We start from the raw sequence: 15453 nt of genomic DNA on the forward strand, positions 1-15453 counted from the left end.
ACTCACTACGCCAGCATTTACGGGAAAACCCCATTGACCGTGTGTGAGTTATAGCTATTAGCCACTAATTTAGCTAGCGCGGTCAGATCCACGGAGCCTTTAAAAATCAAGACTCTGTGGATTCAACTGGGCAAAGCGTCAACGAGCCGTGATTTTCCAGGCGCGGTGGATCTTGGTGTTGCGGGCGAAATCCGGATCGATGGTCTGTGCGCTGATTTCCTCGACCGCATAACGCTCGGCGAGGTTCTCTTCCAACTGGAACTTGCGGAAGTTATTGGAGAAATACAGCACACCACCGGCGGCCAGACGCGCCATGGCCAGGTCGATCAATTGCACCTGATCACGCTGCACGTCGAAAACCCCTTCCATGCGTTTGGAGTTGGAGAAGGTCGGCGGATCGATGAAGATCAGGTCGTACTCGTCACGACTGCTTTCCAGCCACGCCATCACATCGCCCTGCTCCAGACGGTTCTTGTCCGAGAAGCCGTTGAGCGACAGGTTGCGGCGCGCCCAGTCGAGGTAGGTTTTCGACAGATCGACGCTGGTGGTGCTGCGCGCGCCACCCTTGGCCGCATGCACGCTGGCCGTCGCGGTGTAGCAGAACAGATTGAGGAAGCGCTTGCCGGCCGCCTCTTTCTGGATGCGCATGCGCATCGGCCGGTGATCGAGGAACAGGCCCGTGTCGAGGTAGTCGGTGAGGTTGACCAGCAACTTCACGCCGCCTTCGTTCACTTCATTGAACTTGCCTTGGGCAGCCTGACGCTCGTACTGCTTGGTGCCGCTCTGGCGCTCGCGGCGTTTGACCACCACGCGGCTCTTGTCGACGTTCAGCGCCTGGGGAATCGCGGCCAGGGCGTCGAACATGCGCGCCGAGGCCTTTTCCGGGTCGATGGACTTCGGCGCGGCGTATTCCTGCACGTGCACCCAGTCGTGGTACAGGTCGATGGCCATCGCATATTCAGGCATGTCGGCATCGTAGACGCGGTAGCAATCGATGCCTTCGCGCTTGACCCACTTGCCCATCGCCTTGAGATTCTTTTGCAGGCGGTTGGCAAACATCTGCCCGCCTTCGCTCAAGCGCGGCTGCTCGATCACCGGCGCCGGGGCTGGCGCTGGTTTGATCGGGTTGCCGTTCTTGTTGTACTTGCGCTCTTGTGGCTCGTCCGGAGTCTGGTCGTAGGCGGCTTGTTCGCGCTCGGCCTGACGCTGTTCCGGAGTGCGACGTTCGCCGGTGACGAACTGGTCTGGCAGCACTTTGATCAACAGCAGTTTGCACGGCAGCGCGCCGTTCCAGAACGAGTACTGTTTGTGGCTGCGAATGCCCATGCGCTTGCCCAGATCCGGCGCGCCGGTAAACACCGCCGCTTCCCAGTTCAGGCAGGCCTGACGCAGGCGCTCGCCGAGGTTCTGATAGAGATAGAGCAGGCTGGCTTCGTCACCGAGACGCTCGCCGTAAGGCGGGTTGCAGATCACCAGACCTTTCTGGTTCTGATCCGGACGCGGCTCGAAGGTCGCGACTTCGCCCTGGTAGATCTTGATCCACTCGCTCAGGCCGGCACGCTCGACGTTGTTGCGGCCCGGTTGAATCAAGCGCGGATCGGCTTCATAACCGCGAATCCACAGCGGCGGCCTGGCGAGACCGGCAGCAGCACGCTCAACGGCCTCTTCGTGGAGTTTTTTCCACAGCGCCGGCACATGGCCGAGCCAGGCCGTGAAACCCCATTGCTCACGGCGCAGGTTCGGCGCCATATCGGCGGCGATCATCGCTGCTTCGACGAGGAACGTACCGACACCGCACATTGGGTCAGCCAGCGCGCCGCCTTCGGCGGCAATGCGCGGCCAGCCGGCGCGGATCAGGATAGCGGCCGCGAGGTTTTCCTTCAGCGGCGCCGCACCTTGCTGCAGGCGATAGCCACGCTGGTGCAGGCTGTGGCCGGACAAGTCGAGGGAAAGAATCGCTTCGCCGCGATCCAGACGCAGGTGAATGCGCAGATCCGGGTTGAGCTTGTCGATAGACGGGCGGTCGCCCTGCGGGGTGCGCAGTTTGTCGACGATGGCGTCTTTGACTTTCAAGGCGCCGAAGTGGGTGTTGTCGATACCCGAGCCGTGGCCGCTGAATTCAACGGCCAGGGTGCCGTCGCTGAGCATGTGATCCTGCCAGTCGATGTCGAGCACGCCGTGGTACAGGTCTTCGGCGTCCTTCATCGGAAAGCGCTTGAGTACCAGCAACACGCGGTTGGCCAGACGCGACCAGAGGCACAGGCGATAGGCGGTTTCCATGGTGGCCATGCCACGCACGGCGGAAGTGTGCTCGCGCGCTTCTTCAAGGCCAAGCCCGACGGCTTCCTCGATGAGCAGGCCTTCAAGGCCTTTGGGGCAAGTGAGGAAGAGTTCGAAACGGTCGGACATGGTATTTCCAGAGCCTTTGGCTAGTGAATCGGCAACGCATTGCCGATCCGGTTTTCAATCAGGCGCTTTTCTAAAAGAACGCCCGCGTGGCACGAAGGTGTGCCGTTCCATCCCCGCTGCTCGGGTTAATAGAGCTTAGATGCAAGGACAGATAAAAAAGTTGATGAAACGAAAAGTCTTAAAGCGACCCTTCGTCGCTTTCTACCCTGCGCAAACGGGGGTCATTCTCACTAAAGGATTAAACCCGTCATCCAGCGCAGGGCTGATCATACCGGGGTTTGCCCACAAAACGTTCATGAAAACCGACGTTACTTATGGCTGTAGCACTATTTTCGTTACGTCCTTATGACAAAACGATCATTCCCTCGGTGTGACTCATTGGTTAGAACTGACCACAGGTTGACGTCGCAACGGCGTCAACACCTTGGCTCGCCACGCCGGCAGCGAGCCGCCCGATGGCAGGTTTTTTCTGCCAGACCTCAGTTGAGGTCAACGCGACACAAACAGTCAACAAGTGAGGGAAACACCCTATGAGAAGACTTAAGCGTGATCCGTTGGAAAGAGCGTTTTTGCGCGGATATCAATATGGCGTTGGTGGCAAATCCCGTGAGCTTTGCCCATTTACTCTACCGTCGGTACGTCAAGCCTGGATTAACGGCTGGCGAGAAGGACGCGGCGACAACTGGGACGGTATGACCGGCACTGCGGGAATCCACAGACTCAACGAACTTCACGCCGTCGGCTGACACAGGGCATTTATTCCGACACGACAATCTGAACTTGTAACGAATTAACCACGCACGTCCTTCCCGGACGGCGGGCTTCGGCCCAGGGGCTCCTTCAAGGAGCCCTTTTTTATGCCTGCCACATTATTTGAGATGCACACATACCTGTGGGAGCGAGCTTGCTCGCTCCCACACTTAAATCAGCGCAGGGCGGCGATAGCGTCTACCGACTCACGAATCAGCGCCGGGCCCTTATAGATGAAGCCGGAGTAGATTTGCACCAGGCTCGCACCGGCCAGAATCTTCTCGGCTGCGTGCTTGCCTTCAGTAATGCCGCCCGCAGCAATGATCGGCAAACGCCCCGCCAGCTCACCCGCCAGCACTTTCACAGTATTGGTGCTCTTCTCACGCACCGGCGCGCCGGACAGGCCGCCCGCCTCGTCGCCGTGTTCCATGCCTTCGACGCCGACCCGGCTCAGGGTGGTGTTGGTGGCGATCACGGCGTCCATCCCGGTTTCAATCAGCGCTTGCGCGACCTGCGCGGTCTCTTCATCGGTCATGTCCGGCGCGATCTTGATCGCCAGCGGCACATGCTTGCCATGACGCAACGCCAGTTCGGCGCGGCGCGTGGCCAGATCGGCGAGCAGTTGCTGGAGCGAGTCACCGAACTGCAGGCTGCGCAGGCCCGGCGTGTTCGGCGAGCTGACGTTGACCGTCACGTAACTGGCGTGGGCGTAAACCTTGTCCAGGCAGATCAGGTAATCGTCGACCGCACGCTCGACCGGCGTGTCGAAGTTCTTGCCGATGTTGATGCCCAGCACGCCCTTGTATTTAGCGGCGGCAACGCGCGCCAGCAGGTTATCCACACCGAGGTTGTTGAAGCCCATGCGGTTGATGATCGCCTCGGCTTCCGGCAGGCGGAAGATCCGTGGTTTCGGGTTGCCCGGCTGCGGACGCGGGGTCACGGTGCCGATTTCGACAAAGCCGAAACCCAGCTGCGCGAAGCCGTCGATGGCCGCGCCGTTCTTGTCCAGACCGGCGGCCAACCCCACCGGGTTAGGAAACTGCAGCCCCATGACCGTCACCGGCATTTTCGCCGGGGCCTTGCACAACATGCCGTTGAGTCCCAAACGCCCACCCGCGCCGATCAGATCCAGCGACAGATCGTGGGAGGTTTCCGGGGAAAGTTTGAACAACAGCTGACGGGCCAGGGTGTACATGGGCGGCGATGACTCGGGCGGCGAAAAGAGGCGGCGATTATAGCCGGGCAACGTCCCGCCGCGCGAGGCGCACGCGCAAATCGCCGCGACTGGCATATGCCTTGCACCTGCCCCGCTATCAGCTCGCAAGCCAATGGCGGCAGGCAAGCAAGGACAATGGCGTCGCCCCGGGTTTTGCCTGCGCAAAGTCCGGGGCGGCGTTTTTTTTCGAGGTGGCGTTGGATGAATGAACCTTCGGTGGGGCCGCTGGCCTGGGTCAATGGCAGCGATGCCCCGGAAAAAAGTGCGATCAATCTCGGCTTCATGGCCTTGAGCGATTGCGCCTCGGTGGTCGTCGCCGCCACCCAGGGCTTCGCCCAGCCCTACGGGCTGACCCTCAACCTCAAACGCCAGTCTTCATGGGCGAATCTGCGTGACAACCTGGTCAGCGGCGAACTCGATGCCGCGCACAGCCTGTACGGACTGATTTACGCCGTGCACCTGGGCATCGGCGGCGTCGCCCCGACGGACATGGCCGTGTTGATGGGCCTGAATCAGAATGGCCAGAGCCTGAATCTGTCGCACGGTCTGCAGACCCTCGGCGTGACCCGTCCTGAAGCGCTGGACCGCCACGTGCACCAAAACCGCGCAAGACTGACCTTCGCCCAGACTTTTCCCACTGGCACCCACGCCATGTGGCTGTATTACTGGCTGGCAAGTCAGGGCATTCATCCGTTGCAGGATGTCGAAAGCGTGGTCGTGCCTCCGCCGCAAATGGTCGCGCACCTGCAAGCCGGGCGGATCGACGGCTTTTGCGTCGGTGAACCGTGGGCGGCCAGCGCAGTGCAGCAGGATCTGGGGTTCACCCTCGCTACCAGCCAGAGCATCTGGCCTGACCACCCGGAGAAAGTCCTCGGCTGCACCCGCGAATTTGTCGAGCAATACCCCAACACCGCGCGGGCACTGGTGATGGCGATTATCGAAGCCAGCCGCTTCATCGAAGAGAGCCCGGAGAACCGTCGCAGCACCGCGCAATTGCTCAGTGCTGCGGACTATCTCGATGCGCCGCTTGCCTGCATCGAACCACGCTTTCTCGGCGACTATACCGACGGCCTCGGCAATCGCTGGCAAGACCCGCATGGCTTGCGCTTCCACGGCAAGGGCGAAGTCAATCTGCCGTATCTTTCCGACGGCATGTGGTTCATGACCCAGTTCCGCCGCTGGGGTCTGCTGCGCGAAGACCCGGATTACCTCGCCGTGGCGCGCCAGGTCCAGCAACTCGAGCTCTATCGCGAAGCGGCCACCGCCGTCGGCGTAGCGGCTTGGGGCACCGACATGCGCAGCAGCCAGTTGCTCGACGGCAAAGTCTGGGACGGCAGCGACCCGGCCGGGTACGCGCGCAGCTTCACGCTGCACGCCCTGAGCGATGACTCTGCCCTTCTCGCCCGCCGCTGACTGGAGACCGCGAACATGTTGCGCATTCTGCTGATCAACGACACGGCAAAAAAAGTCGGCCGCCTCAAGGCCGCGCTGACCGAAGCCGGCTTCGAGGTGATCGACGAGTCCGGCCTGACCATTGACTTGCCGGCGCGCGTCGAAACGGTGCGCCCGGACGTGATTCTGATCGATACCGAGTCACCGAGTCGCGATGTGATGGAGCAAGTGGTGCTGGTCAGCCGCGACCAGCCGCGACCGATTGTGATGTTTACCGACGAGCATGATCCGGGAGTCATGCGTCAGGCAATCAAGTCCGGGGTCAGTGCGTATATCGTCGAAGGCATCCACGCCCAGCGTTTGCAGCCGATTCTCGATGTGGCGATGGCGCGCTTCGAGAGTGATCAGGCCCTGCGCGCGCAGTTGCAGGCGCGTGATCAGCAATTGGCTGAGCGTAAGCGTATTGAACTGGCCAAGGGGCTGTTGATGAAGATGAAGGATTGCAATGAGGAAGAGGCTTACACCCTGATGCGTCGCCAGGCGATGAGCCGGCAGCAGAAGCTGATTCAGGTGGCGGAGCAGATCATTGCCATGAGTGAGTTGCTGGGCTGAAAGTACTGGCAGTTTGAAAAGCCCCTCACCCTAGCCCTCCGGTAGAGGGCTAGGGTGAGGGGCTTTTGACTTTCTCGCTGTTGGCACAAATCTCGCTATGTAAAACGCACAGGTAACCAACGGCGGTTGCCCCACCTACGACAAAGACGTCGCTCACCCGTTCGCCCAACCGGCGCATCAGGTAGCGGCGTTTTTGCGTTTTGGCCCCACAGACCGGGGCCGGTGGTGCGGCCGTGGCGGCGCCCCACCTGCTGTGACTCCTTTCGAGATTCTTTTCAGCTGAGGTGCGCGATGAATTCAAGCTTCTGGAAATCCGGCCACACCCCGACTCTGTTTGCGGCCTTCCTGTATTTCGACCTGAGCTTCATGGTCTGGTACCTGCTCGGCCCGCTGGCGATACAAATCGCTGCCGATCTGCACCTGACCACGCAACAACGCGGCCTCGTAGTGGCCACGCCAATCCTCGCCGGTGCGGTGCTGCGCTTTGTGATGGGCATGCTCGCTGATCGATTGTCACCGAAAACCGCCGGGCTGATCGGCCAGGTCATCGTCATCTGTGCATTGTTCAGCGCCTGGAAACTGGGCATCCACAGCTACGAACAAGCCCTGTTGCTCGGGCTTTTCCTCGGCATGGCTGGCGCCTCGTTCGCCGTGGCCCTGCCGCTGGCCTCGCAGTGGTATCCGCCGCAACATCAGGGCAAGGCCATGGGCATCGCCGGCGCGGGCAACTCCGGCACTGTGTTCGCCGCGCTGCTGGCACCGGTGCTCGCCGCTGCGTTCGGCTGGAGCAATGTGTTCGGTTTCGCTTTGATTCCGCTGATACTGACCTTGGTGCTGTTCGCCTGGCTGGCAAAAAACGCACCTGAGCGGCCGAAAGCCAAGGCCATGGCGGACTACTTCAAAGCCCTCGGCGACCGCGACAGCTGGTGGTTCATGTTTTTCTACAGCGTGACCTTCGGCGGCTTCATCGGTCTGGCCAGCGCCCTGCCCGGCTACTTCAACGATCAATACGGTTTAAGCCCGGTAACAGCGGGTTACTACACCGCCGCCTGCGTGTTCGGTGGCAGTCTGATGCGGCCGCTGGGCGGCGCGCTGGCTGATCGCTTCGGCGGCATCCGCACGCTGCTGGCGATGTACACCGTCGCCGCCATTTGCATCGCCGCCGTCGGCTTCAACCTGCCCAGTTCCTACGCGGCGCTAGCACTTTTCGTCTGCACCATGCTCGGATTAGGGGCAGGCAACGGCGCGGTGTTCCAACTGGTGCCGCAACGTTTTCGTCTGGAGATCGGCGTCATGACCGGATTGATCGGCATGGCCGGCGGCATCGGCGGTTTTGCCTTGGCAGCGGGCATGGGCGCGATCAAACAGAGCACCGGCAGCTATCAACTGGCGCTGTGGTTGTTCGCCAGTCTTGGTGTATTGGCGTGGTTCGGCCTGCACGGCGTCAAGCGTCGCTGGAGAACCACTTGGGGTTCGGCAGCGGTGACGGCGGCGCGGGTCTGAATCTTCGATGGCCCTGCAACTGAGTTTTGCCGAAGCCAGCGCCACCGGCCCGCGTGCAGAGAATCAGGACGCCTTGCGTGCAGTCACTCCGGCGCCGGCGCTGGCGGCGAGCAAGGGCTATCTGTTCGCGATTGCCGATGGCGTCAGTCAATGCGCCGATGGCGGACTGGCCGCCCGTTCGACCTTGCAGGCTCTGGCGCTCGACTACTACGCCACCCCGCAAACCTGGAGCGTGGCTCAGGCGCTGGATCGCCTGTTGCTTGCGCAAAATCGCTGGTTGCAGGCCAATGGTGGTGGGCAGCCACTGCTCACCACCGTCAGCGTTTTGATCCTGCGCGGTCGGCGTTTTACCCTCGCGCACGTAGGCGATTGCCGGGTTTACCGCTGGCACGCCGACACCTTGCACCGAATCTCTGCAGACCACGTGTGGGAACAGCCCGGTATGCAGCACGTGCTCAAGCGCGCGTTGGGGCTGGATCAACACCTGGTGCTGGACTTTCTTGACGGCGAATTGCGCGAAGGCGAGTGTTTTGTGCTGCTCAGCGATGGCGTGTGGGCAACGCTGGGCGACAGCGCCATTGCCGCGATCATGCGCGATCAACCCGACCTGCCCAGTGCCGCGCAAACCCTGATCAACGCCGCGCATTTGGCGGGCAGCCAGGACAACGCCAGCGCTTTGCTGTTACGGGTCGATGCGGTGGGCGAAGCCAGTATCGGCGATGCGCTGATTCATTTGCAGCAATGGCCGCTGCCGCCGCCGCTGAAATCCGGGCAGCGTTTTGAAGGCTGGCAGGTACAGGGCATCGCCGCTCAGAGCCAGCAATCACTGCTGTATCGAGTGCTTGATGGGCAAGGTCAGAAATGGCTGTTGAAAACCCTTCCGGCACGTCTCGCGGAGGATTCACACACCGGGCAAGCGCTGCTGGCGGAAGAATGGTTCCTCAAACGTGTGGCCGGGCGGCATTTTCCTGAAGTCCACATGTGCAGTCAGCGTCAGCATTTGTACTACGTGATGCGGGAGTATTCCGGAAAGACCCTGGCACAGCTCGGGCCCTTATCTTTGCCGCAGTGGCGGGATATCGCCGAGCGCCTGCTGCGCGCGGTCGGGTTGCTGCATCGGCGGCAGATCTTCCATCGCGACATCAAACCGGAAAACCTGCATTGGGGTGACGACGGCGAATTGCGCCTGCTGGATTTTGGTCTGGCGTATTGCCCGGGACTGTCCGAAGACGCGCCGGCGACGTTGCCGGGAACACCGAGTTACCTCGCACCGGAAGCGTTTCGTGGTGATCCTCCGAGTGCGCAGCAGGATTTGTATGCAGTCGGTGTGACCCTGTACTTCCTGTTGACCGGACATTTTCCCTACGGCGAGATCGAAGCGTTTCAGCGACCACGTTTTGCGGTGCCGGTCAGCGCCAGCCGCTATCGGCCGGATCTGCCGGAATGGCTGGCGCAGAGTCTGGAGCGCGGGGTGGCGGCTGATCCGCAGCAACGGTTTGAAACGGCTGAAGAATGGCTGCTGGTGCTGGAACAGGGCGAGCGGCGCAGTTTGAGCGTGCGGCCCCGGCCTTTATTGGAGCGAGAGCCGTTGAGGGTCTGGCGGACGATGGCGTTGGTGGCACTTTTGGGAAATCTGGTGCTGCTGGTTTTGTTGTTTCACAGTTGAACCGCGTCGCGCCATTCGCGAGCAGGCTCGCTCCCACAGGGAATATGTGGCGCTCACAAATCCCCTGTGGGAGCGGGCTTGCTCGCGAAGGCGTCAGCTCACTCACCACACATCCGTCTGCCTGAACGCCCCAAGAACGGGCAGTCCGCTTCGATTCGGTGCAAAAAAATTTTATGTGCGCTGACAAAACCCAATAAAACCGCGCTTCCCGTAGTTGGCACAACCACTGCATTAACCCACCCAACACACACATAAAGCCCAACCTTCAACGACGAAGGCTGCGCTTCCCGAGAGAACGGGACCAGGACAAAGGCGTCCTCGCTAGGCAACTAGCGGGACGCCTTTTTTTGTTTGCGCAAAATTTGTCGAGCACGGCCTGAAGGCTCACAAGAGGCCAGCCGCTGCTCCCGGAGAACCTGATGAAAAAACTCAAACTGGTGATGATCGGCAATGGCATGGCCGGCGTGCGCACCCTCGAAGAACTGCTCAAACTGAGCGACGAGCTGTACGACATCACGGTCTTCGGCGCCGAACCCCACACCAATTACAACCGCATCCTGCTGTCGCCGGTGCTGGCCGGTGAGCAAACCTTCGAAGAGATCGTCCTCAACGACCTCGACTGGTACCTGCAAAACAACATCAAGCTGCTGCTCAACCGCAAAGTCGTAGAGATCGACCGGGTCAAACGCCGGGTGATCGCCGAGGACGGCACCGAAGCCGAGTACGATCGCCTGCTGATCGCCACCGGCTCGACGCCTTTCATCCTGCCGATTCCGGGCAACACCTTGCACGGCGTGATCGGCTACCGCGATATCGCCGACACCCAGGCGATGATCGACACCGCAAAAACCCATAAACACGCGGTGGTCATCGGCGGCGGCTTGCTCGGTCTCGAAGCCGCCAACGGCCTGATGCTGCGCGGCATGCACGTTACCGTGGTGCATATCGGCGAGTGGTTGCTGGAGCGGCAACTGGACAGGACCAGCGGCCAACTGCTGCAAACCGCCCTCGAGTCCCGGGGCCTGCACTTCCGCCTGTGCGAACAGACCCAGGCCCTGCACGATGCCGGCAATGGTCGGGTCGGCTCGGTACAGTTCAAGAATGGCGACATCATCCCGGCCGATCTGGTGGTGATGGCCGCCGGCATTCGTCCCAACACCGAACTTGCGGAAAAGGCCGGCATCCCGTGCAATCGCGGAATTCTGGTCAACGACACCCTGCAAACCTACGACCCGCGCATCTATGCCATCGGCGAGTGCGCCAGCCACCGTGGCATTGCCTACGGCCTGGTCGCGCCACTGTTCGAACAGGCCAAGGTGTGCGCCAACCACCTCGCCCAACTGGGATTCGCCCGCTATCAGGGCTCGGTGACGTCGACCAAATTGAAAGTCACCGGTATCGACCTGTTTTCCGCCGGCGATTTCATGGGCGGCGAAGGCACGGAAACCATCACCCTCTCCGATCCGATTGGCGGCGTGTACAAAAAACTGGTGATCAAGGATGACGTGTTGGTCGGTGCGTGTCTGTACGGCGATACGGCAGATGGCGGTTGGTATTTCCGCCAGATTCGTGAGAATCACGCCATCGGCGAGATCCGCGATCACCTCATGTTTGGAGAAAATGCCTTAGGCGACGTAGGACATCAGGGCCAGGACAAAGCCATGGTCATGGCCGACACCGCCGAAGTCTGCGGCTGCAACGGGGTGTGCAAAGGCACCATCGTCAAAGCGATTCAGGAACAGGGTCTGTTCAGCGTCGACGAGGTGAAGAAACACACCAAGGCAGCCAGTTCGTGCGGCTCTTGTGCGGGCCTGGTCGAGCAGATCCTGATCAACACCGTTGGCGGCGCGGCAGACGTCAAACCGAAAAGTGAAAAAGCCATCTGCGGCTGCAGCGACCTCAACCATGGGCAGATCCGCCAAGCCATTCGCGAACAGCATCTATTGACCATCGCCGGCACCATGAGCTACCTCAACTGGCGCACGCCGAACGGCTGCGCGACCTGCCGCCCGGCCCTCAACTATTACCTGATTTCCACTTGGCCCGGCGAAGCCAAGGACGACCCGCAATCGCGCCTGATCAACGAACGCGCCCACGCCAACATTCAGAAGGACGGCACCTATTCGGTAGTGCCACGGATGTGGGGCGGCGTGACCAACCCTTCGGAACTGCGGCGGATTGCCGACGTGGCCGACAAGTACAACGTGCCGATGGTCAAGGTTACCGGCGGGCAGCGCATCGACTTGCTGGGGATCAAAAAGCAGGACTTGCCTGGTGTCTGGAAAGACCTCGACATGCCTTCCGGTCACGCCTACGGCAAATCCATTCGCACGGTGAAAACCTGCGTCGGCAGCGAGTTCTGCCGCTTCGGCACGCAAAACTCGACGCAACTGGGCATCGAACTGGAGCATGACCTGTTCAACATGTGGTCGCCGCACAAAGTGAAACTGGCTGTCTCCGGATGTCCTCGCAACTGCTCGGAAGCGGGGATCAAGGACGTAGGCATCATCGGTGTCGACTCTGGCTGGGAGGTGTACATCGGCGGTAACGGCGGGATCAAAACCGAAGTTGCCGAATTTTTCGTCAAGTTGAAAACCGCTGAAGAAGTCCGCGAATACAACGGCGCCTTCCTGCAGCTCTATCGCGAAGAAGCCTTCTACCTCGAACGCACCGTGCACTACCTGCAACGGGTCGGCATGGAGCACATCAAGAAAGCCGTACTCGAAGACCCCGAGCGCCGCAAAGCCTTGAACGAACGCCTGCAATTCTCCCTGTCGTTCGAACAGGACCCCTGGAAAGAACGCCTCGCGCAGCCGCAACTGAAGAAAGAATTCGACGTCATCCCCGTGAAAAACCTGGAGGTGCCGGCATGAACTGGCTCGATATCTGTGCTCTCGAAGAGATCAACGCCCTCGGCTCGCGCATCATCGCCGGGCCCAAAGGTGATATCGCGATTTTTCGTACAAGCGACGATGAGGTTTTCGCCCTCGACGACCGCTGCCCGCACAAGGGTGGGCCGTTGTCTCAAGGTTTGATCTACGGCAAACGCGTGGCCTGCCCGTTGCACAACTGGCAAATTGACCTGCAAACCGGCGAAGCCCAGGCGCCGGACATAGGCTGCGCGCACCATCATCCGGCGCGAGTCGAGAACGGTCGCGTGCAACTGGCCCTGCGGGACGCCGTCTGATGAACCGCCAGACGACCGCCTCGACCTGCTGTTATTGCGGGGTCGGCTGCGGCGTGCTGATCGAGCACGACGGCGAGCGCATCCTCGGCGTCAGCGGCGATCCGGCGCATCCGGCCAACTTCGGCAAACTGTGCAGCAAAGGCTCGACCCTGCACCTGACCGGCGACCTCGCGGCCCGCGCGCTATATCCAGAGCTGCGCCTGGGCAAGGAGCTGGCGCGCAGCCGCAGCGATTGGGACACCGCGCTGGAACACGCCGCCAACGTGTTCGCCACGACCATTGCCGAGCACGGCCCGGACAGCGTGGCGTTCTACATTTCCGGGCAACTGCTGACCGAGGATTACTACGCTTTCAATAAACTGGCGCGGGCGCTGGTCGGCACCAACAACATCGACAGCAATTCCCGGCTGTGCATGTCCTCGGCGGTGGTTGGCTACAAACGCAGCCTCGGTGCCGACGCGCCGCCATGCAGCTACGAGGATCTGGAACTCAGTGATTGCGTGATGATCGTCGGCAGTAACATGGCCTACGCCCATCCGGTACTTTTCCGTCGGCTGGAGGAAGCAAAGTCCCGCCGCCCACAGATGAAAGTCATCGTCATTGATCCACGGCGCACTGACACCTGCGATCTGGCGGATCTGCATCTGGCGATTCTGCCCGGCACCGACGTCGCTTTGTTTCATGGGATTTTGCATCTGCTGCTGTGGGAAGACTGGGTCGACCGCGACTTCATCAAGGCACACACCGAGGGTCTTCCAGAGCTGAAGAAGCGGGTGCGTGACTACACCCCGCAAATGGTGTCGCAACTGTGCGGGATCAGTGTCGAGCAATTGCAGCAATGTGCCGAATGGGTCGGCACCTCGCCCGGTTTTCTGTCGTTGTGGTGCATGGGGTTGAACCAGTCCACCGCTGGCAGTGCGAAAAACAGCGCGCTGATCAATCTGCACCTGGCCACCGGGCAAATCGGCCGCCCGGGTGCAGGACCTTTCTCCCTCACCGGTCAGCCAAATGCCATGGGCGGACGCGAAACCGGCAGCCTATCCAATCTGCTGCCCGGTCATCGCGACGCCGCCAACCCGCAACATCGCGCCGAGGTAGCCACCTATTGGGGCGTTGAGCGCTTGCCCGACAGCACCGGGCTCAGCGCCATCGAACTGTTCGAACAGGTGCGTAACGGCAAGATCAAGGCGCTGTGGATTGCTTGCACCAACCCTGCGCAGTCGATGCCGGATCAACATGCGGTGCGTGCGGCGCTTGAGGCCTGCCCGTTTGTAGTGCTGCAAGAAGCGTTTCGAACCACCGAAACGGCTGCATTCGCTGATCTGTTGTTGCCCGCCGCCAGTTGGGGCGAGAAGGAAGGTTCAGTGACCAATTCCGAACGACGAATTTCCCACGTGCGCAAAGCCATTCTCCCACCCGGTGAAGCGCGGCCGGATTGGGCGATCACGGTGGATTTCGCACAGCGCCTGGAGAAACGTCTGCGCGCCGGTGAGCCGAGCCTGTTTACGTTCAGCCAATCTGCGCAGTTGTTCGACGAATTCAAAGGCCTGACTCACGGACGGGATTTGGACATGTCCGGGATCAGTCATGCCTTGATCGACCAGATCGGTCCGCAGCAATGGCCCTTGCCTGTCGGCGCGCGACAAGGCACCGCACGGCTGTACGAAGACGGCGTTTTTCCTACGGCCAGCGGTCGCGCGCAATTCATCGCTGACCCCTATCGCGCCGCCAAGGAACAACGTGACGCACGCTTTCCATTGACGTTGATTACCGGTCGCCTGCGCGATCAATGGCACGGCATGAGCCGCACCGGCACGGCGGCGCAGTTGTTTGGTCATGTCAGCGAAGCGGTGTTGAGCCTGCACCCGGACGAGTTGCGCAGGCATCGTTTGCAACCGGGTGATCTGGTTAATCTGAAAAGTCGTCGGGGCGCGGTGATCGTCGCGGTCAGCAGCGATGACAGCGTGCGCCCGGGCCAAGCGTTTCTGCCAATGCACTGGGGTGACCGGTTTCTCAAGGGCGGAGTGAATAGCCTGACCCTTGCGGCCGTTGATGCTCTCTCGAAACAACCGGAACTGAAGCACAGCGGCGTGCGCCTGGAGGCGATAAACCTGCCGTGGCAGCTTTTCGCACTCATCGAAGGCGATGTTCAACGGCATTTTGAGACGCTACGCCCCCTGTGCGAGGCGTTTTCCTACGTCAGTATCAGCCTTGTCGGACGTGAACGATCAGCATTGCTGGTACGCGCAGCCAGCTCCGAAGCTCCCGATGCGCCATTGCTGAGTGCAATCGACCAGTGCCTGTCACTGGTCGACGGCCCGGTATTGGCTTACGACGACCCGCGTCGGGCCATCGGTAAACGCGTGCGGATCGAAAACGGTCGCATCACGGCGATCCGCCTGGCCGGCGAAACCCTTGCGCAACATTGGCTGCTGGGCCTATGGCTGGAGGGGCGCGCCGACGAGCAACTCCGCCGCTGGTTACTGGCGCCGATGAGCGCGCCGCCGGGCAGTGTCGGGGCGCAGGTCGCGGTAAATAAAACCTTGTGCAACTGCAAGAACGTCAGCCTCAACGCGGTCTGTGCCGGCATTCGCGAAGGTCTGGATCTGCAAGGTTTGAAAAATCAACTGGGCTGCGGCACGCAGTGCGGCTCATGCGTCCCGGAAATAAAGCGCTTGCTGGCTGCCGATGTGCAACCAGTCGCGGTCATCTGATGAG

The 15453-nt window shown here is 61.0% G+C and carries 10 protein-coding genes; 8 read left to right on the top strand and 2 right to left on the bottom strand.

All coding sequences use genetic code 11. From position 1 onward, the window contains the following. Positions 1 to 138 precede the first annotated feature (138 nt). Positions 139 to 2409, bottom strand: coding sequence for a bifunctional 23S rRNA (guanine(2069)-N(7))-methyltransferase RlmK/23S rRNA (guanine(2445)-N(2))-methyltransferase RlmL (rlmKL, locus tag AACY19_RS03060; RefSeq protein WP_339447793.1), 2271 nt, complete (start codon positions 2407 to 2409; stop codon positions 139 to 141). Between the two features lie 530 nt (positions 2410 to 2939). Here rlmKL and rmf point away from each other — a divergent pair. Next, on the top strand, positions 2940 to 3155 hold the full coding sequence (rmf, locus tag AACY19_RS03065) for a ribosome modulation factor (protein ID WP_003223300.1): 216 nt from the start codon (positions 2940 to 2942) through the stop codon (positions 3153 to 3155). Positions 3156 to 3334: 179 nt separating this feature from the next. Here rmf and AACY19_RS03070 read toward each other — a convergent pair whose 3' ends face one another. Continuing rightward, complete coding sequence (locus tag AACY19_RS03070; protein WP_339447795.1) at positions 3335 to 4354, bottom strand: quinone-dependent dihydroorotate dehydrogenase; 1020 nt, start codon at positions 4352 to 4354, stop codon at positions 3335 to 3337. Positions 4355 to 4576: 222 nt separating this feature from the next. On the opposite strand from AACY19_RS03070, the gene AACY19_RS03075 reads away from it, so the two are divergent. The 7 genes from AACY19_RS03075 to AACY19_RS03105 all read left to right on the top strand — a co-directional run bounded on the left by AACY19_RS03075 (position 4577) and on the right by AACY19_RS03105 (position 15449). Beyond that, entirely contained in the window at positions 4577 to 5788 is a 1212-nt protein-coding gene (locus tag AACY19_RS03075) for a CmpA/NrtA family ABC transporter substrate-binding protein (RefSeq protein WP_339447797.1), read from the top strand. A 15-nt stretch (positions 5789 to 5803) separates the two neighbouring features. After that, positions 5804 to 6379 carry an ANTAR domain-containing response regulator gene (locus AACY19_RS03080; RefSeq protein WP_007916390.1) on the top strand — a complete coding sequence of 192 codons (576 nt, stop codon included), beginning with the start codon at positions 5804 to 5806 and terminating at the stop codon, positions 6377 to 6379. A gap of 291 nt (positions 6380 to 6670) precedes the next feature. Continuing rightward, positions 6671 to 7882, top strand: coding sequence for a nitrate/nitrite transporter (locus AACY19_RS03085; RefSeq protein ID WP_339447800.1), 1212 nt, complete (start codon positions 6671 to 6673; stop codon positions 7880 to 7882). A gap of 7 nt (positions 7883 to 7889) precedes the next feature. Next, positions 7890 to 9548, top strand: a complete 1659-nt coding sequence (locus tag AACY19_RS03090; protein ID WP_339447802.1) for a bifunctional protein-serine/threonine kinase/phosphatase — start codon at positions 7890 to 7892, stop codon at positions 9546 to 9548. A gap of 419 nt (positions 9549 to 9967) precedes the next feature. Next, on the top strand, positions 9968 to 12421 hold the full coding sequence (gene nirB / locus AACY19_RS03095; protein ID WP_339447804.1) for a nitrite reductase large subunit NirB: 2454 nt from the start codon (positions 9968 to 9970) through the stop codon (positions 12419 to 12421). Then, on the top strand, positions 12418 to 12735 hold the full coding sequence (gene nirD / locus AACY19_RS03100; RefSeq protein WP_027613287.1) for a nitrite reductase small subunit NirD: 318 nt from the start codon (positions 12418 to 12420) through the stop codon (positions 12733 to 12735). The genes nirB and nirD overlap by 4 nt, the downstream gene beginning before the upstream one ends. After that, positions 12735 to 15449: a nitrate reductase gene (locus AACY19_RS03105; RefSeq protein WP_339447806.1), complete on the top strand. Its 2715-nt coding sequence runs from the start codon at positions 12735 to 12737 to the stop codon at positions 15447 to 15449. The genes nirD and AACY19_RS03105 overlap by 1 nt, the downstream gene beginning before the upstream one ends. Positions 15450 to 15453: the final 4 nt, after the last annotated feature.

The organism is Pseudomonas sp. EA_5y_Pfl2_R50 (assembly GCF_963970475.1).
Lineage (GTDB): Bacteria > Pseudomonadota > Gammaproteobacteria > Pseudomonadales > Pseudomonadaceae > Aquipseudomonas.

Coding starts and splice junctions, on each gene's coding strand:
- rlmKL (WP_339447793.1), bottom strand. CDS start 2,409: ATGTCCGACCGTTTCGAACTCTTCCTCACTTGCCCCAAAGGCCTTGAA.
- rmf (WP_003223300.1), top strand. CDS start 2,940: ATGAGAAGACTTAAGCGTGATCCGTTGGAAAGAGCGTTTTTGCGCGGA.
- AACY19_RS03070 (WP_339447795.1), bottom strand. CDS start 4,354: ATGTACACCCTGGCCCGTCAGCTGTTGTTCAAACTTTCCCCGGAAACC.
- AACY19_RS03075 (WP_339447797.1), top strand. CDS start 4,577: ATGAATGAACCTTCGGTGGGGCCGCTGGCCTGGGTCAATGGCAGCGAT.
- AACY19_RS03080 (WP_007916390.1), top strand. CDS start 5,804: ATGTTGCGCATTCTGCTGATCAACGACACGGCAAAAAAAGTCGGCCGC.
- AACY19_RS03085 (WP_339447800.1), top strand. CDS start 6,671: ATGAATTCAAGCTTCTGGAAATCCGGCCACACCCCGACTCTGTTTGCG.
- AACY19_RS03090 (WP_339447802.1), top strand. CDS start 7,890: ATGGCCCTGCAACTGAGTTTTGCCGAAGCCAGCGCCACCGGCCCGCGT.
- nirB (WP_339447804.1), top strand. CDS start 9,968: ATGAAAAAACTCAAACTGGTGATGATCGGCAATGGCATGGCCGGCGTG.
- nirD (WP_027613287.1), top strand. CDS start 12,418: ATGAACTGGCTCGATATCTGTGCTCTCGAAGAGATCAACGCCCTCGGC.
- AACY19_RS03105 (WP_339447806.1), top strand. CDS start 12,735: ATGAACCGCCAGACGACCGCCTCGACCTGCTGTTATTGCGGGGTCGGC.